The organism is Neobittarella massiliensis (ex Bilen et al. 2018) (assembly GCF_900289145.1).
GTDB classification, from domain to species: Bacteria; Bacillota; Clostridia; order Oscillospirales; family Ruminococcaceae; genus Neobittarella; species Neobittarella massiliensis.
In genome coordinates this window covers 1-21,274 of record NZ_OKQO01000002.1, presented here as the reverse complement: position 1 = coordinate 21,274, position 21,274 = coordinate 1, and the positions used below count along the sequence as shown (strand labels likewise).

The 21,274-nt window shown below is 60.0% G+C and carries 19 protein-coding genes, 1 riboswitch and 1 other annotated feature; of the genes, 3 read left to right on the top strand and 16 right to left on the bottom strand.

Going from position 1 to position 21,274, the window contains the following annotated elements; translation table 11 throughout:
• Positions 1 to 38: 38 nt before the first annotated feature.
• On the bottom strand, positions 39 to 1,787 hold the full coding sequence (locus C6Y32_RS02905; RefSeq protein WP_164998107.1) for a DUF885 domain-containing protein: 1,749 nt from the start codon (positions 1,785 to 1,787) through the stop codon (positions 39 to 41).
• A 147-nt stretch (positions 1,788 to 1,934) separates the two neighbouring features.
• A riboswitch (TPP riboswitch) is annotated at positions 1,935 to 2,050 on the top strand.
• A 120-nt stretch (positions 2,051 to 2,170) separates the two neighbouring features.
• On the opposite strand from C6Y32_RS02905, the gene C6Y32_RS02900 reads away from it, so the two are divergent.
• Both C6Y32_RS02900 and C6Y32_RS02895 read left to right on the top strand, forming a co-directional pair.
• On the top strand, positions 2,171 to 2,728 hold the full coding sequence (locus tag C6Y32_RS02900) for an energy-coupled thiamine transporter ThiT (protein WP_207721447.1): 558 nt from the start codon (positions 2,171 to 2,173) through the stop codon (positions 2,726 to 2,728).
• A gap of 3 nt (positions 2,729 to 2,731) precedes the next feature.
• Complete coding sequence (locus C6Y32_RS02895; RefSeq protein ID WP_105203675.1) at positions 2,732 to 3,526, top strand: TatD family hydrolase; 795 nt, start codon at positions 2,732 to 2,734, stop codon at positions 3,524 to 3,526.
• A 283-nt stretch (positions 3,527 to 3,809) separates the two neighbouring features.
• Here C6Y32_RS02895 and C6Y32_RS02890 read toward each other — a convergent pair whose 3' ends face one another.
• From C6Y32_RS02890 to C6Y32_RS02835, 12 genes are all read right to left on the bottom strand, one after another.
• Entirely contained in the window at positions 3,810 to 4,328 is a 519-nt protein-coding gene (locus C6Y32_RS02890) for a hypothetical protein (RefSeq protein WP_105203674.1), read from the bottom strand.
• Complete coding sequence (locus C6Y32_RS02885) at positions 4,325 to 5,167, bottom strand: TFIIB-type zinc ribbon-containing protein (protein WP_105203673.1); 843 nt, start codon at positions 5,165 to 5,167, stop codon at positions 4,325 to 4,327. The genes C6Y32_RS02890 and C6Y32_RS02885 overlap by 4 nt, the downstream gene beginning before the upstream one ends.
• Before the next feature lie 235 nt (positions 5,168 to 5,402).
• Positions 5,403 to 6,398 carry a carbohydrate kinase family protein gene (locus C6Y32_RS02880; RefSeq protein ID WP_105203672.1) on the bottom strand — a complete coding sequence of 332 codons (996 nt, stop codon included), beginning with the start codon at positions 6,396 to 6,398 and terminating at the stop codon, positions 5,403 to 5,405.
• Between the two features lie 12 nt (positions 6,399 to 6,410).
• Entirely contained in the window at positions 6,411 to 7,454 is a 1,044-nt protein-coding gene (locus tag C6Y32_RS02875) for an ADP-ribosylglycohydrolase family protein (RefSeq protein ID WP_243562477.1), read from the bottom strand.
• Positions 7,455 to 7,626: 172 nt separating this feature from the next.
• The gene (locus C6Y32_RS02870; RefSeq protein WP_105203671.1) at positions 7,627 to 8,235 is read right to left on the bottom strand and encodes a ribonuclease M5; all 609 of its coding nucleotides are present in this window, start codon (positions 8,233 to 8,235) and stop codon (positions 7,627 to 7,629) included.
• A 24-nt stretch (positions 8,236 to 8,259) separates the two neighbouring features.
• A complete protein-coding gene (gene holA, locus C6Y32_RS02865; protein ID WP_105203670.1) occupies positions 8,260 to 9,291 on the bottom strand; it encodes a DNA polymerase III subunit delta in 1,032 nt (343 codons plus the stop codon).
• 72 nt (positions 9,292 to 9,363) lie between these two features.
• Positions 9,364 to 10,668 (bottom strand): ComEC/Rec2 family competence protein, encoded by a 1,305-nt coding sequence (locus tag C6Y32_RS02860; protein ID WP_105203669.1) that lies wholly within the window; start codon positions 10,666 to 10,668, stop codon positions 9,364 to 9,366.
• 14 nt (positions 10,669 to 10,682) lie between these two features.
• A complete protein-coding gene (locus C6Y32_RS15235; RefSeq protein ID WP_164998106.1) occupies positions 10,683 to 10,853 on the bottom strand; it encodes a hypothetical protein in 171 nt (56 codons plus the stop codon).
• Positions 10,854 to 10,942: 89 nt separating this feature from the next.
• A complete protein-coding gene (locus C6Y32_RS02855; RefSeq protein WP_105204075.1) occupies positions 10,943 to 11,488 on the bottom strand; it encodes a phosphoribosyltransferase family protein in 546 nt (181 codons plus the stop codon).
• A 241-nt stretch (positions 11,489 to 11,729) separates the two neighbouring features.
• On the bottom strand, positions 11,730 to 12,074 hold the full coding sequence (locus C6Y32_RS02850) for a histidine triad nucleotide-binding protein (RefSeq protein WP_105203668.1): 345 nt from the start codon (positions 12,072 to 12,074) through the stop codon (positions 11,730 to 11,732).
• Positions 12,075 to 12,133: 59 nt separating this feature from the next.
• Complete coding sequence (alaS, locus tag C6Y32_RS02845) at positions 12,134 to 14,791, bottom strand: alanine--tRNA ligase (RefSeq protein ID WP_105203667.1); 2,658 nt, start codon at positions 14,789 to 14,791, stop codon at positions 12,134 to 12,136.
• Between the two features lie 99 nt (positions 14,792 to 14,890).
• Positions 14,891 to 15,103: a binding site (T-box leader), on the bottom strand.
• 77 nt (positions 15,104 to 15,180) lie between these two features.
• Complete coding sequence (locus C6Y32_RS02835; protein ID WP_105203665.1) at positions 15,181 to 16,212, bottom strand: NAD-dependent epimerase/dehydratase family protein; 1,032 nt, start codon at positions 16,210 to 16,212, stop codon at positions 15,181 to 15,183.
• A 156-nt stretch (positions 16,213 to 16,368) separates the two neighbouring features.
• Here C6Y32_RS02835 and C6Y32_RS02830 point away from each other — a divergent pair, with 156 nt between their 5' ends.
• Positions 16,369 to 16,959 carry a TetR/AcrR family transcriptional regulator gene (locus C6Y32_RS02830; RefSeq protein ID WP_243562474.1) on the top strand — a complete coding sequence of 197 codons (591 nt, stop codon included), beginning with the start codon at positions 16,369 to 16,371 and terminating at the stop codon, positions 16,957 to 16,959.
• Between the two features lie 92 nt (positions 16,960 to 17,051).
• On the opposite strand, the gene C6Y32_RS02825 is transcribed toward C6Y32_RS02830, so the two are convergent.
• From C6Y32_RS02825 to C6Y32_RS02815, 3 genes are all read right to left on the bottom strand, one after another.
• A complete protein-coding gene (locus tag C6Y32_RS02825) occupies positions 17,052 to 17,942 on the bottom strand; it encodes a YitT family protein (protein ID WP_164998105.1) in 891 nt (296 codons plus the stop codon).
• Positions 17,943 to 18,194: 252 nt separating this feature from the next.
• Positions 18,195 to 19,112 (bottom strand): 1-phosphofructokinase, encoded by a 918-nt coding sequence (gene pfkB, locus C6Y32_RS02820; protein ID WP_105203663.1) that lies wholly within the window; start codon positions 19,110 to 19,112, stop codon positions 18,195 to 18,197.
• A 220-nt stretch (positions 19,113 to 19,332) separates the two neighbouring features.
• Complete coding sequence (locus C6Y32_RS02815; RefSeq protein WP_105203662.1) at positions 19,333 to 20,934, bottom strand: peptidoglycan D,D-transpeptidase FtsI family protein; 1,602 nt, start codon at positions 20,932 to 20,934, stop codon at positions 19,333 to 19,335.
• Positions 20,935 to 21,274 lie beyond the last annotated feature (340 nt).

The following is a 21,274-nucleotide window of genomic DNA, read 5'->3' as shown; positions in this document are numbered from 1 at the left end:
CCGCACAGTAACTGCGGTGGGGCGTTTTTGTCTGCGCGCTATTTCTGGCTCTCAATAAAGCTGGCTACCTGCTGTTTTTGCACCTCGTAAGAGCAGCCGCCCAGCGAGGCAAACATCTGGTGAAAGGCGCTCTCGTCAAATTTTTTGCCCAGCTCTTTTTGGGCCTGCTGGTAAAGCTGGCGAATGAGCAGCGCCCCCACCCCGTAGGATAGATAGGTGCCGGGGTCATCGGCGACCTGCTGGTAGACAGCCTGAGCCCCGTCATCGCCAAATATAGGTGCCAGGGACGCGATCACCTCCTGCTCGCTGTAGTCGCCGCTGTGAGCCATGATATCGGCTTTGCAGTAAAGCAGCAGCGAGGCAAAGCTGTTGTGCGCCAGCAGCGCTGTCGCCTCCTTGTCGTCGGTGGGCAAATACTGATAGCCGTAGCCGTACTCCACGTAGGTGGCCCACCCCTCGCTGTAGCCGTTAAAGCTCGTAAAGGCCCGCACGTCGTCGGTGCGCGCACGCATCTCCATATTTGTCTGGTACAGGTGGCCCGGGTACCCCTCGTGGGCGATGGTAGTGTAATCGGCGACCGGGTCGCTGCTTTCCAAATTGGGGTTTACGTACACCACATTGGCGCCCGAGCCGTCGATGGGCGGGATGATGTACAGGGCGGGGTTGGGGATGGCGCTGTCGGTGGGCAACTCTTTTACCCGGCAGTCTACGCCGGAGAGCGGCGGGAAAGAAGACGCTGTTTTCTCTTGCAAGTCCTCTAGCATCTGCTGCGGGGCCATTTCTGGCAAAGTCAATGCAAAGGCCCGCTCTATAGTATTTTCGTCGGTGCCGGCCATCGCCTGCATCTCTTTGGCGATAGCCCGGTCCACCAGGTCTTCCAGCTCATCGAGCCGACCGTAGTAACCGGTCTTCTCTTTGACCAGATTTTGGTAGTACGCTTTTCCCTGTTTGGTGGCGCCCAGGCCGGCGTGCTGACTGCAGCTGGGGCGCAGCGCCTCCAGCCCCTGGATCAATGCCTGGTAGGCGGGCACTACCTGCTCCAGCACCAAACTGCTATTTCGCTGGGTGTACTGCTGCCGCTGCTGCTCATCGGTATCGGGTATCGCCTCCAGGCGCTGGGAAAAGGTGGTGATCAGCGCATTTTGCTGCGGATCGCGCACATTGGTGGTCAAGGCCTCCAGTGCCGCATCGAGCTGCGCGGCGGTCATAAAGGTACCGGCAGCCGCCTTTTGCTGCTCGAACAGGAGTATCTCGCCAAAGTAGCGGGGCATGTCGCCCAGCAGAGCCAGATAGTCCTCCACATCCCCGCTGTCCTGCAGCGCATACTCGGACAGAAGCAGCGGTATCTGGTTGACCAGCCCGTTGGGAGAGCAGTACTCGTAATACAGCGCCAGACCGGCATAGTCCGCCTGCACCTGCAGGTAGTCTTCCAGCACGTCATATACCAGCTGCTGGCTCTCGGTCAGCGCCTCCCTCTTAAAGGCCCGCAGCTCTTTGAGCTGCTCAGCGCTCTGATCGGCGGCCTGCTCCCAACTGTCGCGGCCGACACTGCCCCAGGTGGCCGGGCCGGAGGTATAGCCCCGGGCCTCGGGATCCAGCAAAATAAAGTGCTCGCTCATCTTGTCGGCGGCCAGTGATTGCTGGGTGAGCCGGTGGGTGAACGCGTTGAAGTTTTGTTGCTGGGCCCTGTCTTGGCTGCCGGTGGCGCACCCGGCCAGCAACGAGACCAACAATGCCAAACATAGAAAGAGCGCCGCCGGTCGGCGGGCGCGGTAGACGGTGTGCATAAAATGCCCCCTTATATTGTCGCTGTGTTCAGTATAGCACAGGGCGGCGGTAAAAAATAGCACATTGCCCCGGAGCGGCACCACTTGACAGCTACCGGCCAGCGGCATATAATGAGCACGGCTAGACAGGATGTGACAGATCCTGCTGTGAGCCGACAGGGGTGCTGGGTGCAAGCCCGGCTGAGATAGAGCGTAACGCCGCTCTGGACCCTCTATACCTGATCCGGGTAATGCCGGCGTAGGAAGGTTTTTAAAAGCTTGTATTACGCACCGCATTACAGACATGCCGGTGCGTTTTTTGCGCCTTGTGTGCTTTTAGGTGCCGCCACCGGCCAGACCCACGACCGCCGCCATATGCGGCAGAGAGAAAAGGAGCATATACGATGTCAACACAGTCGAGCCGAAACTCAAAGGTGCGCATCCTCTGTGAAGGGGCGCTGATGGTGGCGGCAGCCATCATTCTGAGCTATTTTAAACTGCAGTTTTTACTGGCCGGGTCGATCAGCTTTGCCATGATCCCCATCATCATCTTCGCCGTTCGCCGGGGCGCCGGCTGGGGCGTAGCCGCCGGTGTGGTGTACGGTACCTTAAAATTTATTTTGGGTGCGGGCTATGCCTGGAACTGGGCCTCTATTTTGCTGGACTACTCGCTGGCCTACGGTGCGGTGGGCTTTGCCGGGCTGTGTAAGGGCCGTAAATGGGGGCTGCCGGTAGGCGCCTTCGTGGGCTGCTTTGCCCGCTTTATCGTCCACTTTATCAGCGGTATCACCATCTACAAGATCACCGCCCCCACCGAGGTCATCGGTGTAACGGTAGCCAATCCCTGGATCTACTCGCTGCTCTATAACATCTCGTACATGCTGCCCAATACCATCATTGCCATCGTGGCCGGCCTGCTGCTGACTGCCCCACTGAAAAAATACATGCGGGGGCAGCTGTAGACGGTGATCGACAGCCACTGCCACCTCGACTTGTACCCCGCTGCAGAAGATCAGCTGTCCAGCTGGCTAAAGCAGGGGCTCACTGCACTCGTCACGCCGTCGACCGACAGCGCGTCGCTGCAGCGGCTGCTCGTTCTGGCCCGCCACTTTCCCGGGCGGGTATTTCCCGCTGCCGGGGTGCACCCCGAGCAACCGGTGACTCCGCAACTGCTCGAACAGGCGCAGCAGATGGCGCGCTGGGTGCGGCAAGGTGGCAGCCGGCAGCTGTGCGCCATCGGCGAGGTGGGGCTGCCCTGCTACAGCCAGGAGCCGCCCTACCACCCTATTTCCCGGGAGATATTTGCGCTGTTTGCCAGGCTGGCGGTCGACTGTGACCTGCCGCTCATCGTACATGCGGTGCACGACGCGGCGGCTTTGGCACTGGAGCTCTTGCAACAGCTGGGGGTGCGGCGCGCCGTCTTTCACTGGCTCAAAGCGCCCAGAGAAGTGGCACAGGCAATTGCCGCTGCCGGGTATTGCGCCTCGCTCACGCCGGAGATCTGCTGCATGCAGCGCGACGGACAGCTGAGCGACTGTTTCCCCCTTACTCAGCTGTTGGCCGAGACCGACGGCCCCTACCCACAGCGGCTGACCGCCGACGGCGGGATAGAGGACACCCCTACCCCACTGTGGACCATGCGGGTGCACCGGGCGCTGGCGGCGCGTCGGCATCTGCCAGAACAGGTGATAGCCCGCCAGCTAGATCAAAATGCACGCCAGCTGTTTGGCCTGCACTCCAGCTGTGCTGATAAAATATGACCTGCAATAAAAGAGAGGCGTCCGCCGGGATATCCCCAGCTGGCGCCTCTCTTTTTTCGTCTATACGGTGCGGGATACAAGCAGCTCTAGCGGCTGCGGCCCAAGCCGATGGCACCCAGTGTGGTGACGGCAGCACCGCATAGGGTAATGAGCACCCCCAGCACGATCGATACGATAGAAAAGCCTTTTTTCACAAGTAGCGCCTCCTTTTGATCTTTTGATGTATCCAGTATAGCATAAACCAGCCGCATATAGTACACAAAATATAGCGGACACTTCCACTTTATACCAGTGAATATGCATGGCCCTGCGCCCAATCCAGCGGCAGAGACCAGTTCTTCTCATCGCCCTCTATACCGCTGTAGCAGCGCACGTTGAGCTGGGGCAAGCCGTCGGCCACTTCCAGGATCACCGTGTGCTGTCCGCGCTGACCGGCGGGCAGCACCGGGGTGTTCTGGTAGTAAAAGAGCGTCTCGTCGCTGTTTTCTTCTACCTCTTCTACGTCGCTGTAACTATTGCCCTCGAAATACAGCGACAGATAGCGCAGCTGTTGGGTGGTGCCGCCGGTGTTCTCCACCTCTACCTGTACCTGCCAAAACGAGCGGCCACTGTCGGCCTGCTTGCCCCGATAGCTGGTGCCCAGCCGGGTGGCCGTGAGGCCATGTACGGTGATAGCCGGCTCGTACTGGGCGCGCCGGTAGCGGTCGTGGGCCGGGATCAGCAGCCCCAGCGAGAGCAGCAGCGACAAAAGCAGGCCGGTGACCGCCGCCAGCGGCAGCCAGTTCACTCTCCGCTGTTTCACGCGATCACCCCGCTCTCGTCAATCGGTAAAGACACGCGAAACACCTTTTCGGCCCGCTCACCGCTCTCGTCAGCTTGTTCCACACAAAAAGTGAGCGCCGCGGTATCGGCGGGCACAAAAAAGAGCAGGTCGCCCGCCCGGTCGCCGTCCCCCACCAGATCGTACTCGTCCAAAACAGACTGCACCCCGTGCAGCGCCGCATAGGGGCGTATGTCGCTGCCGCTGACCGGCTGTTTATATACCGTGCCGCACTGCACATAAGGAATGCGCACATCGCGCCGCCAGTCGCGCGCACCGCCTTTTACCTGCACCGACACGGCTACCGCCTTTTGTCCCGGCGGAAAACCGGGTTGGCTGTCGGCGGCAATGACCGTGCGGGCGCCGGTAACGGTGAGTTTGCTGTTTTCTGCGAAGAAGGGCTGCCCTGCCGCCTGGGCAGTGGCTACCGGCGGTGGGCAAGAGATCTTTTTTTCGGCTTGGCGCTGCAAAAAGTCGCGCCCCACCAAAGCGCCCACCGGCAGCACCAGCGCTATGGCCAGCAGCACGACCCAGATAGCACCGCCGCGCTTTTTAGCTGCGACCATCTGGTGCGGTATCTGCACTTTTTGCGGCGAAACACCGGTGTTGGGCGTCGCCCCCCGAACCTCGCCCGGGGCACTGTATCCGGCCGGGCCCCGGGCGTAACTGGTATGTACCGGCGGCGCGCTGGCTGGCATATGTGGTGCCCCTACGCCAGCCGCTGACGGGCGGCTAAAGTGGCCGCACTTGGGGCAACTGCCCCCGTGCATATCGTAATCAAAGCGCTTGCCACAGTTGGGGCAGCGGTGTTTTTGGGTCATGGTACTCCCCTCTTTATCTGCATTTTGTCGGGCTGCCGGGCGGCGGCCCCACCAGCATCATTATGGCACAAACTGCCGGCAAAGAAAAGGCCTGTAGGCGGTGTGCGCGCTCGCCGCCGTTTGCACCGCGCCCCCCTCTTTATCGGCGGTGTACGGTACTGTATGTTATCGGACCACATAGCCGCACACCAAAAACTGGGCCCCGGCAGTGCCGGGACCCAGTTATATTTACTGGCTACAGAGTAAATGTGGCGAAACTGCGCTGTGTATGTACGCTGTCGGGCAGGCTATAGCCCCCCTGCTGCAGCACAGACACGATCTCGTCAAAGGTGGGCACCTGGGTACCGGAACCGTGCTTGCGCACCTTGGCCGCGCCCATGGCGTTGGCCAGCGTGGCGGTAGCCCGCTCACCCAAGCCGTACAGGTGTCCGTACATCAGCCCGGCGATAAACGAGTCGCCGGCGGCGGTGGTGTCGACCAGCGGCACATTAAATCCGGGGTACCAGCGGCCCTCCTCACCGGCGCGCTGGATATAACAGCCGCGGCCACCGGCCTTGTTGACGATAAGGCCGGGGCAGCGCGCGCACAGTGCGGCAGTAGCCGCCTCCACATCGTCTTTTATGCCGGTGATATCGCCGGTCTCGGTGTCGTTGCCCACGTACACGGTAACGCCCGCCAGGACCTGGTCCATGATCGCCGGGTCCACCTTGGCAATGACCGGGCCGGGGTCAAAAAAGATCTCTAGCCCCCGGTCCCTGGCCTGCTGATAAAAGTCTAGCGTGCTCTTTAAAAAACAGGGCTCAGCCAACATGTAGCCCGAGAGATAAATGGCTTTGGCGCTCTGCATCGGGGCCTCAAATACCGCCGAGTCGACCGGCGTCCCCTCGAGCATACTGATAAAGCTGTGCTGGCCATCCTGGTCGATAAGCACCAGCGCCTTGGGCGTCTCCATGCCCGGTACCACCTCCAGCAGCGACAGGTCTATCCCTTCGCTGCGATAGGCGCTCTGCAAAAACTGGCCGTAGTAGTCGTCCCCGATCGCGCCGATGGGCACGATATCCAGCCCGATACGCCCCGAGGCGATCAGCGTGTTGCCGGGGCCGCCCGGCTCGTTGCCAATGGTGAGTATTTTAGTGGTGGTACTCTTTTCTACCGGAAATCTGGCCTGCATGGGCACGATGAGGTCCACACAGGGAAAGGTATAAAAGAGCACGTCGTGCTGTTTTGCCATACCGGTGCCCCGCTACATCCGCGACTCGGCGATGGCAGCCAGGTCTTTAGAGACCGCCTTAAAGTCCAGCGCGGGGTTGGCCTGCTCAAACAGCTCTACCCAGTCTTTGCGCAGAGCCTCGTAGCCGCTGTAAGCACCGGCCACCATGCCGGCGATGCAGGCGATCGTATCGGTATCGCCGCCGATGTTGGCGCCGCCCAGGATCGTCTGGTGCGGGTCGCCGCAGGCGAACACGAACAGACCCATCGCACAGGCGACCGAGGGCTGGATCTCACCGCCGTTGCCGATGCGGGCCTCCAGCTTGGCGATGCAGTCTTCCATGTCGGTGGCATCGAGACCGATGGTGATGCCCTCCAACAGTTTGTCGTACAGGCGCACACCGGTGGCGATGCGGGCCTCTTTCAGGCCGATCTCCTCGCCCCGTTTCGCGCCGTACAGCGCCGCTTTGATGATGGTAAACACGTTGGCCTGCTCGGTCATGGCCTCGGCGATTGCACAGGCGATCGCGCAGGCGCCCGAGTAGGCGTGCTGGGTGCCGTGGGAGGGTTTGGTCATGATCACAGCTGTCTGCACGGCTCCTTCCAGGTCACCGGGGTGTACCAGACCGGCAGCCGCCACGCGCATAGCCGCACCGTTTGAGGTGCCGCGGCCATACAAAAGCCCCACCTTGCCCACTTCTTCGGGGTCGGCCCCCTCTTTGAGCTCTTTAATGACGTGTGAAGTGGTCGGCCCGGCGTTGCGGGGGAAATACTTGGGGTAGCTCTCGCTCCAGATAACCAGCGCGTCGGCTGCCCCCTGCACGGTGAGATCGCCTTTTTCCTTGACCATCATCTTGGCCATCTCGTACATCTGGGAGGCGTCGTCGGTCACCTCGGCCACAAAGTTGCCATAGGCGATCTTGTTGTCAAAAGGATCTTCAAACTTGGTGACCAGCCCACCAAATTTTTTCTTGATCTCGTCGGTGCTCATGGCCTCGGTGGCGCCACCCATGCCGTCGCCCATACCAGCCACTGTCAAAGAACCCAAAATTCTGTCATATACACTGTAACTTTTCACAATACATTCCTCCTCGTAGACAATAAAAGGATACATCTTCACGAGAAGTATACCTGAAATAGCGGCAAAGTGCAATATGGCCAAGCCATTCAAATAGCCCCCTGTAGCGGGTCTGTAGCGGTCTGAGACAGCTGCTACAGGGGGCTTTAAAAATCCAGGTATAGAGCTCTATTTAGAGAGCGGCACGCACAAGGTCTCCTACCAGTTCCTCCAGCTGCCGGCTGTCAAACTGCCGGGCCAGCACCTGAGTCAGTGCCTTGGGCGATAGGTTTTCGGGCAGATCGAGTTTCTTTTGCAGCTTTTGGCGCAGGGCAGCGCTGTCGGCACTGCCGTATAGGCCCAGGTTATACAGTGTCAGCCGGGTGACCGGCGGCCCCTGTGGCGTCGGCGCACGAACATCGGCCGGAAGCAGCGCACCGCAGTCGCGCAGCGCCTGTATAAGGATCGGGGCCGGCACGCCTTCCACCCCCAGCTTCCCCTCTTTGCCCGGGCGAGCCTTGCGCCGCTCCTTGCCGTAGATATCGGGGATAAAGCAGTCCAGCACATCCAGGCCCTGCAGCAGATTTTTGAGGTAACTGCGCAGCTGAAAGCCGGCCACGTCGCTGTCGGTGAGGATGACCGCCCCGTACTGGGCCGCCATTTTTTTGATAAAGTCCCGCCGCTGGACGTCTTTATAGATGCCAAATCCATGGCAGGGGATGATCTGGGCCTGTACCAGACTAGAGAGCTTTGTCTTGTCGTACCGGCCCTCTACAATAATGATACGGCTACACGCAACCATATAGTCTCTCCTTACCTGCTGCGCTCAGTGTCGGCGCATGAGCAGACTGATCTCTACCAGCAGCTTTTGCAGCAGTATCTTCGGGTCGGCGGCGGTGGATTTCAGCGCCAAGTCGCACTGCAGCAGCGCCTCGATGATGGCATCGATCTGCTGTTGGCTCACGCCGCGGCCATTCTGGCCCGCCTGCTTGATGCGAAAATCACCCGGCCGGTAGCCAAAGGTCTTTTCGATCTGACTGGCGCTCATATAGGCGGCCCCGGCCACCTTTACCTTGAAAATATCGCAAAAATTGGTGCTGAGCGCGGCGATGATCGAGACCGGCTCCTCCCGCAGCGAGAACAGGTCCTCCAGCAGCCGCATGGCCTGCGGCACATCGCCCCGCAACAGCGCGCGGGCCATCTCGAACGAGGTGAGCTCTACCGTGCGGGGGGTAAAGGCGTCGATATCCCGGCGGGTGACCGGCTCGCCCAGCCGGTAGCTGCCCAGTTTGCACAACTCATTTTGAGTTTTGAGCAGATCGCCGCCGCAGCGCTCCAACAGATAGCGCAGGTCTGTCTGCCCGATCTGCACCCCTTCTTTTTTGGCCAGAGCCTGGGCCACTGTCAGGTTTTGCCGGGTATCTTTTTGTCCCACATCTACCAGCACGCCTTTTTCCTGGGCCAACTTGCGCAACTTCTGCGCCTTGGCCCGCTTGTTGCGCGGCCCCTCGGGCAAAAAGTTTTCTTTGATGATAAGGGTCGTCTGCGGCGACAGATAATCGGCGATCTCGCCCAGTCGAGTGATGTCGGCCTCGCTGGTCGCCTCGGGCGACAGACCGTTGATCACCGTCACCTGTACCGGCGCAAACGATACCGTCACCGCCATATCGCCCAGCTGCTCCATATCCAGCTGGTCGCCGTCGATGACCGCCACATCATCTTCCCCGGCGCCCAGCGCGTGTATGATCGCCGCCGCGTAGGCGTCTATCAGGTAGCGCTGCTGCCCGTGCAGATAGCAAAAGCCGTACAGCTCTTTTGCCGCCAGCGCCTTTTTAAAGGTGGACGGTGTGTATTTCACCGCGGGTCTCCCCTCTCTGCTCTGTCACTGTCGGGCCAAAAAATGCCCGTCTATATTTTTTTGCACTGTTTTTTATTTTACCCCAGTACCGCGGTCACTGTCAAACCGGTGGCGGCGGGGCAACCACAGCATCAGCGCCAGCAAAATAAGGGCCACCCCTATCACCGTCAGCGCTGTGGGCGTGCCGGCGTCTACCAGCAACCAGGGAAAGCGCTGTACAAAGCGGTACATCTGCCCGGCCACCAGCTCGATGCCCCGGGCAGCCAAGCCCGAGATTACGAGCGGCAAAAAGCCCACACTACCCACCCCCGGCAGTGCGGTGAGCAGCGCCCCTATCAGCCCCAGCGATACGACGATGCCGCATAGTGGAATACACACAAGATTGGAAAGGAGTCCCAACAGCGATACTTTCCCCACACTGACCGCTGCCACCGGCAGCGTGCACAGCGTAGCCGCCAGCGTTTGGCAGAGGCTGGCGGCCACTGGGCCCCGGGACCTGCGGCGCTGTAACCTGGGCAGCAGCAACACCAGCCCGGCAGTGGCCCCCAACGACAGCAGCAAGCGCACATCGGCCACCGCCAGCGGGTCGCCTGCCGTCAGCACCAGCGCCGCCACCCCCAGCAGCGTATAGGGGTCTACACTCTTGTAAAACAGCAGTGCCGAGCGGGCGTAAAAAAACATACACAGTGCCCGCACCACCGAGGGGGAAAAGCCCACCAGCGCCCCATAAGCCAAACAGACAGCTGCACACAGCAGCGTATTTACCCGGTAGCCCAGCCCCAATAGCTGTAGCAGCGCCGTCAGTAACCCCGCCACTACCGCCACGTGCAGCCCGGAAAGTGCCAGCAGGTGCGAGATGCCGGCAGCGGCGTAGGCCTCTTTGGTATCCGCCGAGAGATACCGTTTATCCCCCAGCGACATAGCACAAACAGCCCCTCCGGCCTGTGCGGGCAGCTGCCTATACACCCCATCTGCCAGCTGGCGCCGGGCATCGGCCCAAAATGTCGCCATACCGCTGTCACTATCTGGCACCGGTGGGTATACCAGCTGGTCGGCACTGGGCACAAAAGCCCGCAAAAATATGCCCCGCCCTAAAAAGGAGTCGAATATCTGGTCCTCGTCGGCTCGCTGCAGTTGGGTTGAGACCGCTATATACTGCCCCTGCTGTACATCAGCTGACCCCAGCACGGTAAAGTAAATCAAAAATTCATCGGGCGCCTGGGGCAGGTCGCAGCCGATGACCCGGCCGGTGAAACCGGTCGTCTGGCCCGAGTACTGGGGCAGATCCGTCACCTGCACCGTAAAGCTGCCCGCGCTGCCGGCCAGCGCCTGCTGGGGCAGCATGCGATCAGTGGTGGCGCGGTAGTTTGCCAGCACGCCCACCGCTGCCGTTAAGCAGATGAGCGCCGTGGGCGCAGCTGTTTACCGCCGATGGCCACTGTCAGCAGTGCACAGCCCAAAAGCGCCAGCACTGCCGGCAGTTTAGCCGGCAGCGGCAAAAAAAGAGCGACCCCCAGGGAAAACAGGTAGGAAAACCCGATGATCCCCAGAGGTCGTCTCATTTTAATCGCACCTTTCAGCCGGACCTAGACAGCCGGCGCAAAACAGGTCCACTCAGCAGCCGGCTGCGCCCAGTGTGCTCTGGCTGTACTTATCCCTCGGTGGGGAATACCGGCAGCTTCTCTAAGAAGATGATATCGTCGCGGTCGGCAGCGTCGCCCTCAGCCAACACGAAAGCCTTGCCCACGATGTTGCCGCCAGCCTCGTTTACCAGCACTTCCAGCGCGCGCAGGCTGTCGCCGCCGCTCACCACGTCGTCGACGATGAGGATGCGTTTGCCGCGCAGCTGCTCGGCCTCGTTTTTATCCAGATACAGGTCCTGCACCTTGGCAGTGGTGATCGATTTTACCTGCACGTGGATGGGGTCGCGCATGTACAGTTTGGTCATCTTGCGGGCGGGGAAATACTTTTTGCCCGACTGGCGCGACATCTCGTATGCCAGGGGTATGCCTTTGGCCTCGGCGGTGACGATGTAGTCGAACTCCGGCACCTTTTTGAGCAGCTCTTCGGCACAGGCAACGGTGATCTCCACATCCGAGAACATCACGAAACCCGCGATGGACAGCTGGTCGTTTACCTTGCAGATGGGCAGGTCACGGGTCAACCCGGCGATCTGCATTCTGTGAAATTCATTCATCTCTATAACGCCTTTCTCCAAAGCCGTGCCCCTTTGGCCCGGCTGTATTACATTGTAGAGGCCGGGGAGCAGTAGCCGCCACCCCTGCCGCACGACAAAGTCAGTGCATTGTGCGTGCTGAACTGATAACTACTCTACCACATATGCACAATTTGATGCGCACAAGACGGGTAGAAAATATCCAGTACCGCGCTGTACGCAAATATTTTACCTCTATTGCGAGACCTGCACGCTAAAGGGCTCAGCTCGCAAAAGGTGGCCAACCCATCTCTCTGCCACCCAGCACGTGAAAATGCAGGTGCTGTACCGTCTGCCCACCGTCGGCGCCGCAGTTATTGACGATGCGGTACCCGCCGGTGAGCCCCAGCTGCTTGGCCAGCCGGGCGATCACGGTGAACACGTGCGATACCACCGGGTCCTCACTCTCTTCCAGCGCGTCGCAGGAGGGGATGTGCGCCTTGGGGATGACCAGAAAATGGACTGGGGCCTGCGGGTCGATATCGTAAAAGGCCAGCACCTGCTCATCCTCATAGATCTTGTTAGAGGGTATCTCTCCCGCTGCTATTTTACAGAATAAACAATCCATTGTAAATACTGCCTCCTTAAAAAGATGGCTTTCCCACCGCCGGGCGACCTGCCCGGCATTTAGGCCAGCATATCGCGGATGAGGTCGGGGGTGGCGGCCATGGCCTCATCGATCTTAAAGATCTCTTTCACGCCGGCCATAGCGCTGTCGGGGCGGCCGCCGCCGCTGCCGCCGGCCAGCTTGGCGATCTCTTTGATGAGTTTGCCGGCATGCAGGCCAGCAGCCACCGCGCTCTTGCCGCAGGCCACGCAGATGGTCCCCTTCTCGCCGACTACCGTCGACAGAACCACCACCAGATCATCTTTGCCTTCGCGGGCCTTTTCGCCCATGGTGCGCAGCGCACCGGCATCGGTGCCGGTAAAGCTGGCAGTAATCACCTTGACCGGGCCCACCTGGATGGCTTTGTCAAACAGTCCCTCGGCCTCGATGGCGGCCAATTTGGAGGACAGCTCTTCGATCTTGCGGCCGGCCTCTTTGAGCTCAGCCATCACCGACTCGGCTTTGTGGACGAGCTCGGCAGTGTTTTGCAGCTTTAGAGTATGGGCCGTATCGCGGATCTGCTGGGTCTGCTCGCCGATAAAGCGGATGACCCCGGTGCCGGTGACCGCCTCTATACGGCGAATGCCGGCAGCTGCCGACGACTCCGAGAGGATCTTAAACAGACCGATACAGCCGGTGTTCTGCACATGGGTGCCACCGCACAGTTCCATCGAGAAATCGCCGACCCGGCACACCCGCACCACATCGCCGTACTTCTCGCCAAACAGGGCCATCGCACCCAGGTCGCGGGCGGCCTGCTGGCTCATCTCGCTGATGTCGGTGGGGATGGCGGCCATGATCTTGCGGTTGACGATCTCCTCTACCTGCATGATCTCCTTGCCGCTCATGGCTGAAAAATGGCTGAAGTCAAAACGCACACGGTGGCTGTCGACCAGCTGGCCGGCCTGGTGCACGTGGTCACCCAACACCTGCCGCAGCGCCGCCTGCAGCAGGTGGGCGGCGGTGTGATTGCGGGCGACCGCCTGGCGGTAGTCGTTGTCGATGGCGCAGTGCAAGCTGTCGCCGGTGGCGATGACGCCTTCCTGCACCTGTATATGATGGAGGAAGTAGCCGCCGGTGGCACTCTTCTGACAACCGGTGACCAGTGCGCTGAGCCCCGCGCCGCTCACGGCGCCGCGATCGGCCACCTGGCCGCCGCTCTCGGCATAAAACGGGGTCTGATCCAGGATCAGGATGGCCTGCTGGCCCTGCCCTACCTGGTCGACGATCTCACCGTTTTCGATGATGCAGAGCACTTTGGCGGTGGCCTCATCACGGCCGTAGCCCACAAATTCGGTGGCCGGCAGGTCGAGCGTAACCGTCACGTCCTCCACCCAGGCCACATCGCCCATATCTTCACGGGCGGCACGGGCGCGGGCGCGCTGCTGATCCATCAGCTCGTCAAAGCGGTCCTGGTCCAGGGCGATCTGCCGCTCGGCGATGATCTCGCGCACCAGATCCACCGGGAACCCATAGGTGTCGTAGAGCTTAAAGGCGTCGTCGCCGGGCAAAATGGCCTTACCGGCCTCGATGGCGGCGGCATCCATCTTGTCGATCAGCTCCGATAGCATCTCCATACCCTGATCGATGGTCTTTTCAAAGCGGGCCTCCTCGTTTTGAATGACCTTTTTGATATAGCCGCGCTTGCCCTCCAGCTCGGGGTAAGCCGAGAGGTTCTCATCGATCACGGTGTCGCACACCTTGTAGAGGAACGCCTCTTTAATGCCCAGCAGCCGGCCGTGGCGGGCTGCCCGGCGCAGCAGACGGCGCAGCACATAGCCGCGGCCCTCGTTTTGCGGCACCACCCCGTCGGCCACCATAAATACGGTGGAGCGGATGTGGTCGGTAACTACCCGCAGCGACACGTCCTGCTCGGGGGTGCCCTGATGATAGGCGATGCCGGCGATGCGGCTGATGTGCTGCATGATGTTCTGGACGGTATCTACCTCAAACAGGTTGTCTACCCCCTGCATAATGCAGGCCAGCCGCTCCAGGCCCATACCGGTATCGATGTTCTTGTGCTCCATCTCGGTATAGTTGCCCTCACCGTCGTTGACAAACTGCGAGAACACCAGGTTCCAAAACTCCATGTAGCGGTCACACTCACAGCCGGGGCCACAGTCGGGGCTGCCGCAGCCAAATTTCTCGCCCCGGTCAAAATAGATCTCCGAGCAGGGGCCGCAGGGGCCGGCGCCGATCTCCCAGAAGTTGTCGTCTTTGCCCAGGCGCACGATGCGCTCGGGGGGGATGCCCACCTCTTTGGTCCAGATGTCAAAAGCCTCGTCATCATCCAGATAAATGGTGACCCACAGCCGGTCTTTGGGGATCTCGAGCCGCTCGGTGATAAACTCCCAGGCCCACTTGGTGGCCTCGTGTTTAAAGTAGTCGCCAAACGAAAAGTTGCCCAGCATCTCGAAATAGGTGCCGTGGCGGGCGGTCTTACCCACCTGCTCGATATCTGGGGTGCGGATACACTTCTGGCAGGTGGTCACCCGCACATTGGGCGGGGTCTCCTGCCCCAAAAAGAACTTTTTCATGGGTGCCATGCCCGAGTTGATGAGCAGCAGGCTGTTGTCGCCCTGGGGCACCAGCGGGTAGCTGGGCAGCCGGGTGTGCCCCTTCTCCTCAAAAAACGAGAGGAACATCTCCCGCAGCTCGTTGAGACCAGTCCATTTCATCTTTTATCACCTGTCTTTTTGTTTTTGTGCCGCGCACTACAGCGGCTTTTATATCATTTCTTGCGTGTCGCGGGCAAAAAAGATAGGCTCCCGCCCCGGTTATGGGACGAAAGCCTGTATCTGCTCCGCGGTACCACCCAAATTGCGCGCTCGTCTGCGCGCCACTTTGCCGCCGTAACGGGGCGTGCCGTCACCGCTTTTGGCGGCGAAACTCCGAGGTGGCCGCTGCCTGTCGCCGCCGCGCCCCTCTCACCAAATGGGGCGCTCTCTGCACACAGCTCTCCAGGCAGTCTTCCTCATCATCGTCTTTTACCGTATAAGTATACCCCGCCACAGCCGCCTTTGTCAACTGTATCCGGGTCTGGCGGTGTTTTTTATGCCGGTCTAAACTATATTTTTTCATCCGCTCTTCTTTTTGTCCTCCAGGTTCCCCGGACCGCCCCTTCCCGCAGCCAGCACACTGTGTCGGCGACCGTCACCGCCAGATCGCGGGTGGTGTAACCCAACTCACGGCTGGCCCGTTCGTGGGAAAAACGGCTGCCGGCAGTCAGTGTATGCAGCGCGTACGGGGTATAGAGTGGCCGGCGCCCACGGCGGCGCTGTATCCAGCTGATAGCCGGGCAGACAGCCCGAGCCACCCACATGGGCAGCGCTGCCAGTTTTCTGCCACCGGCGGTCCGGCGCACCAGTTCCAACACCTCTTTTACCGTGTACTGGTCGCCCGACAAAATGTAGCAGCGGCCGCGGCGGCCCCTATCTGCCGCCGCAACACAGCCGTCGGCCACATCGCGCACATCTACAAAATCATAGGCGCCGCGCACGCAGGCCGGTAGCCGTCCGTTCATATAGTCCTCTACCATCTGTACCAGATGGTTGCCGCCATCACTGTAAGGGCCCAAAATGCCAGACGGATGGACCACCACCGCATCGAGGCCGGCCGCCGCGGCCAGCAACACCCGGCGAGTGGCGGCGGCTTTGGTCTTGGCATAGCCGCCCACCACCAGGTCGGGCGAAAAATGCGCCACCTCCCGCACAGTGTGCAGCTGACCTCGTTCGGGGATCGCATGCACCGAACTCACATATACCAGCCGCGCTATCTGATACCTTTGGCAGCAGTCGATCATATTCTGCGTGCCCAGCACATTTACCTGCCACAGCCGGTCGGTCCCTCGCTGGGCAATGTCCACGATCCCCGCGGTGTGGATGACGGCCGTATCCCCAGCAGGTACCCCTTCAAACAGCGGTCGCAGCGTCGCAGCATCACAGATATCGCCGGTAAAGTACCGGGTGCCAGGTCCGGCAGTTGGCCGTTGGCCGGGCTGGATCAATCCCCGGATAGAGGCCCCTTTTTGCTGCAAAGCGCGGACGATCGCGGTTCCCAGGTGTCCTGCCGCACCGGTCACGATATACAGCTTAAACATGTTATAAACACCTCCGCTATATACTGCACACCGTGTTGATCATCTCTTCTAAGTACAGTATACTCAGAGGGAAAGCAGCGCGCAATAAACAGCTGGGGCGCAGTTGTCCAGATATCCGACACCGGCAGCCCCAACTGTCTGATAGGGGGAGATCTTTTGAAAAATACCGACCACCGGGTGCGGGTGACCCGTATGCTCATCCGGCAGGCCTTTACCAAGTTGCTGCAGCAAAAACCGATCCAGAGCATCTCTATCAAGGAGCTGTGTGCCGCCGCCGGTATCAATCGGGGCACCTTTTACGCCCACTATACCGATATTTACGACCTGCTCGCCAAGATCGAACAGGAGATGTTTGGCGAGATCCAAGAGGCCCTACAGCCGCTGCTGGAGGAGGCGCGTCCCCTCAATCCGGTCGATATCAGCACCGGCATCTTTCAGTGCTTAAAAGACAACTCCGATCTGTGTATCGTGACACTGGGCCCTTATGGCGATAAGGCCTTCGCCGCCAAGTTACTCGAGTTGGGGCGCGAGCGCTGTCAGGCCAGCTACAGTCAGTACTTTCGCCGCGCCACTCCCGAGCAGATCAGCTACTACTATGCCTTTGTCAGCGCCGGCTGCATCGGCCTGCTCGACCGCTGGCTGCAGGACGGCATGCGGGCGCCGGCCGGCGAGATAGCTCGCATCGCCCAGGAGATCATGCTCAGCGGGATCGGTTTTTTACAGGATCGACAAGAGGAAACGCCCTAAATAAATAGTACCTCGTCCATACACCACTTTAAAAAGGCGCGCCGTGTACTCAGATCGTACACGGCGCGCCTTTTAACAATGCTCTACAGTTTTTACTCTGCGTTCTGCCCCTCTATTCTGCGGGCTGGGTGATCTTTGTGCAGACTAAAGCCGCGGCCGCGGACCTCGCTGACTTTGGCCGCCACCAAAAAGGCGGTGGGGTCAATCTCCTCTACCAGCTCTTTCATGGCCGGCAACTGCCGGTGGCTGATGACCGAGAGAATGACCCGGCCGGGCTGTTCCAGCCAGCCGGTAACTGACTCTAAATAGGTCACGCCCCGGTCCAGCTTTTTCTGGATCGCCTGGCTGATCTCGGCGTGTTTGGGGCTGACGATGGTGACCTGTGTCTGGCTCTCGCCCAGCATCATCACCTTATCCATCACCACGCTGGTGACGATGATGACCACGATGCCGTAGAGCAGCTGCTCCGGTGTGGCAAAGAGGATCTGAAAGGCGATGATAACAAAATCAAATACCCAGATGAGCATGGGCACCGACAGGCCAAATTTTTTGTTGAGGATCAGCGGGGGGATGTCCATGCCGCCGGTCGAGGCGCCCTCTTTGATGACTAGACCCATGCCCGCTCCAACAAGGATACCGGCAAACAGCGCGGCCAACAGCACATCGTCGGTAATATGCTGCAGGTAATCTACCTTGCGCAGCAGCATGAGTTCAAACGGGTAGACGACGGTGGCCAATAGAGTGGATAGAGCAAACTTTTTACCCAGAAAGAGCGCGCCCACAAAAAACAGCACCCAGTTGCACACAGTGATACCCAGGCCCACATCGAACCCCAGCCAGTGCTCGGCGATCAGACCTAGGCCGGTGATGCCGCCAGATACCAGATCGTTGGGCAAGATAAACGCCGCTACGCCCAGCGCCAACAGCCCGTTGCCCACGATCACCATCAAGGCCGTCTTTGCCTCTTTCTTCCAGTTTTTCACAACCCATTCCTCCGTCTTTGGCATACTTGCCGCCCGCTGGCAGTTCCCGCTCGCCACCAGCTGTCAAACGGGTGGCGAGCCGAGATCTCTGGCGGGCGGCACGCGCATTACCGAATCAGTATACCACACTCCCGCAGGCCTTACAATATGTCATTTTCCGCATAGTTATCCGCTTTTTTGTACTGCTGTGCTGCCCTGTTAAACAGCTGGCGTCTTTGCCGCCCAAGCGGCAAGTCTGGGAACTTTTGCCGCTCACAGCCGCTCCGCACGCAAGCCCCCGCGCAGTGCCTCGACCTGGCTGCGGGTAGCCAGACCAGGTGAAAATGCCGATGCGCTGCCGGCAGCTACACCCCAGCAAAATGCCTGGCGGCAGTCGCCGCTGCACTGCCATCCAGCCAAAAAGCCGGCCACCATCGAGTCGCCCGCCCCCACTGAATTGACCACTTTTCCCTGCGGCGCCGGCAGCTTGTATACTGCCCCATCTTCGGCGCACAAAAGCGCCCCGTCGCCGGCCATCGACACCAGCACGTTGCGGGCCCCCTGTTTTTGCAGCTGCCGGACAAAAGCAATGCGCTGGCGGTCATCGTCCAACGGCCGACCGGCTATCTCCGCCAGCTCGTGATGGTTGGGCTTTATGAGAAATGGCCGGTAGCGCAGCGTCTCACCCAGCAGCCGGCCGGTGGCGTCCACCACAAAATCGACCCCCCGCTGCTGTAACCGGGCCATGACCGTCTGGTAGATATCGTCGGGCAGGCTCCGGGGAATGCTGCCGGCCAGCACCAGCACATCCCCCGTTTGCAGGCGGTCCAGCTTGTGTTGCAGCGCCTGTAGTGCCACCGGTTCTATGTCGGGGCCGGCGCCGTTTATCTCGGTCTCCTGCCCGGTGTGCAGCTTTACATTGATGCGCGAAACACCCCGTGCCAGCCGTATAAAATCGGTGCGGCAACCGGTATTTTGCAGCTGTCGGGCGATCTCGTCGCCCACAAAGCCACCCACAAAACCCATAGCCACACTGTCAACGCCCAAATTGCCCAGTACCAGCGACACATTGAGTCCCTTACCGCCCACCGTGAGCTGCTCTTTTTCTGCGCGGTTGACCCGCCCCATCTGCAGCTCTTCGAGCTGCAGCACGTAATCCAGCGACGGGTTAAAGGTCACTGTGTAGATCATTGCACTCTCCCCCTACATAAAATCATGTATCGGCACCATCGGCAGATCGCCCGGCCACTTTTTTCCCACCGTGCCTGGCGCGGCTGCCCGCACCGCATATAAATCCCTTTACACCGGCCGCCGATCCCGGCTGTCTCTACGATCATAGCACGGCCGCTCTCCACTGAAAAGTACTTCCGTCGACGGCTCTTGTTACTCTACGGTATCCACCAGCGCCTACTTATTCCAGCTCCATCAGCCGGGCGCAGATCTTGGCAAACACCGGGGCGGCGGTAAATGAGCCCTCACCGCCGTACTCATAAAACACCAGTACCGTGTATCGGGGGTCTTCAGCCGGGAAAAAGCCGCTGAAGTAACTGTGCAGTTTCTCGATCCCATCCTCGCCAAATTCACCGGTCTGGGCGGTGGCGGTCTTGCCGGCGATGCGCACCCCATCCACCGCTGCCTGCCGCCCGGTGCCGGTCACGGTCACCGCTACCATCGCGTCGGCTATCTTCTGTGCCGTCTGTGGCTCCATCACGCGAATGGGGTCCGGCGTCTCCTGTTCCTGCAAACTGCCATCCTGCCATATCCCCTGTACCAGCGTGGGGCGCAGGTACTCCCCGCCGCGGGCAAAGGTGTTTACCATAGCCGTCAGCTGCAGTGGGGTGGCGGTGAGTCCCCCCTGCCCAAACGAGAAGTTGGGCAGATCATAGCTCGCCAGTGCCTGGGTGCTGGGCAGGTTGCCGGCCTGACACAAAAGACCCGGCGCCAGCTGCCACGACTGGCCAAAGCCAAAGCTCTGGGCGGTGGCGCGGGCAAAGGCGGGGTCGAGCTTCTCGGCCAGCTGCACGAAATAGCAGTTGCACGACAGCTCGATAGCCTGGGCCATGTCGATCTCGCCGTGTCCCTCTGCGCGGTGGCACTTGTACTCGGTATCGCCGATCTTCACACTGCCGGTACAGGTGAACCTGGTCGACAGCGGCAGCCCCGCCTCCAAAGCCGAGGTGGCACTGACCAGTTTAAAGGTGGAGCCCACACTGTAGGGCTGCAGCGTCTTGTTGAGCAGCGGCGAATTCACCTCTTTTAAGCTGGCTCCCACATCCTGCGGGTCGTAGCTGGGAAAGCTGGCCGCCCCCCGCACCTGGCCGGTGGCACAGTCCAGCACCACGATACTGCCCGAGGGCACCCCGCTCTTTCCTTCCTCCTCAATGATCTGCTGCACCCGCTTGTCGATGGTGAGCACCACCCCATCTTCCAGGTCGGGCACCTGCTGAGCCAACGGCTCCCCACTGCGCAGCGGCTGGCCCAGCGCATCGATGCCAAAAGTAATGCTCTGGGTGCCGCCGGCCTGCCGCAAAAAGTCCTCGTATCCCGCCTCCAGGCCGGTAAAGCCCTGACCGTCCTGCAGATATCCGATCAGGTGGGGGCACAAAAAGCGGCTGCCATAGCGCTTTTTGTAGGGGACGGTATACCCGCCGGAAAACTGCACCGGCCCAGTCAGCTCCACGGCAAATATCTGTTCTTTTTTAGCCATCTCGCGGGCATAGCTGCGGTCGTCCTTTTTGATGGACGGGAGAATATCATCCACCTGGTCAAAATCGCCGGTGACTACCAGCTTATAGCCGGTCTCGGCGTTGACCAGCGGCTGCATATCCCGGTCATAGATGGTCCCGCGGCATTGGGCGATCTCGATTTTTTTCTGCGACTGCCCCTGCGCCGCCTGCACGATCTCGCTGTCCTCCCCCAAGGCGCCAATACGCACCACCAGCACCACCGCACACAGCACCACCGCTATAAATATGGCCGCCATACGCCGCGATAATTTTTCAAAACCAGCCACCTGTTCTGCCTCCTCTGCGGTCTATTACCCAGTAGCAGTATGGGCAGCACAGCAAAAGTTATGTCGCCAGTTTGTCAGTCGGCGCATAGAATAGCAGTGGCCGCACCGGCTAAAACAGCTCGGTCGCTGCACGCCAAAAAGAGCCATGCCCCATCTGGCACAGCTCTTCTCTCGTTTCTTAATTGGCTATTTTCCGCCACACTTTTTTACCATAAGGCTATGTCACAATAAATAGTTGACTAAATTTAGTAAATGATGTAATATAATGGTAGAAAAAGCAAGAAAGAAGAATTGCCAATGTCTGCCATTAAAGAAATTTTAAACTCCATACGAAAGTTGT

Excerpts from the sequence above, each read along its gene's own strand:
- C6Y32_RS02905 (WP_164998107.1), bottom strand. The coding sequence starts at position 1,787 with ATGCACACCGTCTACCGCGCCCGCCGACCGGCGGCGCTCTTTCTATGT.
- C6Y32_RS02900 (WP_207721447.1), top strand. The coding sequence starts at position 2,171 with ATGTCAACACAGTCGAGCCGAAACTCAAAGGTGCGCATCCTCTGTGAA.
- C6Y32_RS02885 (WP_105203673.1), bottom strand. The coding sequence starts at position 5,167 with ATGACCCAAAAACACCGCTGCCCCAACTGTGGCAAGCGCTTTGATTAC.
- C6Y32_RS02880 (WP_105203672.1), bottom strand. The coding sequence starts at position 6,398 with ATGGCAAAACAGCACGACGTGCTCTTTTATACCTTTCCCTGTGTGGAC.
- C6Y32_RS02870 (WP_105203671.1), bottom strand. The coding sequence starts at position 8,235 with ATGGTTGCGTGTAGCCGTATCATTATTGTAGAGGGCCGGTACGACAAG.
- C6Y32_RS15235 (WP_164998106.1), bottom strand. The coding sequence starts at position 10,853 with ATGAGACGACCTCTGGGGATCATCGGGTTTTCCTACCTGTTTTCCCTG.
- C6Y32_RS02855 (WP_105204075.1), bottom strand. The coding sequence starts at position 11,488 with ATGAATGAATTTCACAGAATGCAGATCGCCGGGTTGACCCGTGACCTG.
- C6Y32_RS02850 (WP_105203668.1), bottom strand. The coding sequence starts at position 12,074 with ATGGATTGTTTATTCTGTAAAATAGCAGCGGGAGAGATACCCTCTAAC.
- alaS (WP_105203667.1), bottom strand. The coding sequence starts at position 14,791 with ATGAAATGGACTGGTCTCAACGAGCTGCGGGAGATGTTCCTCTCGTTT.
- C6Y32_RS02835 (WP_105203665.1), bottom strand. The coding sequence starts at position 16,212 with ATGTTTAAGCTGTATATCGTGACCGGTGCGGCAGGACACCTGGGAACC.
- pfkB (WP_105203663.1), bottom strand. The coding sequence starts at position 19,112 with ATGATCTACACAGTGACCTTTAACCCGTCGCTGGATTACGTGCTGCAG.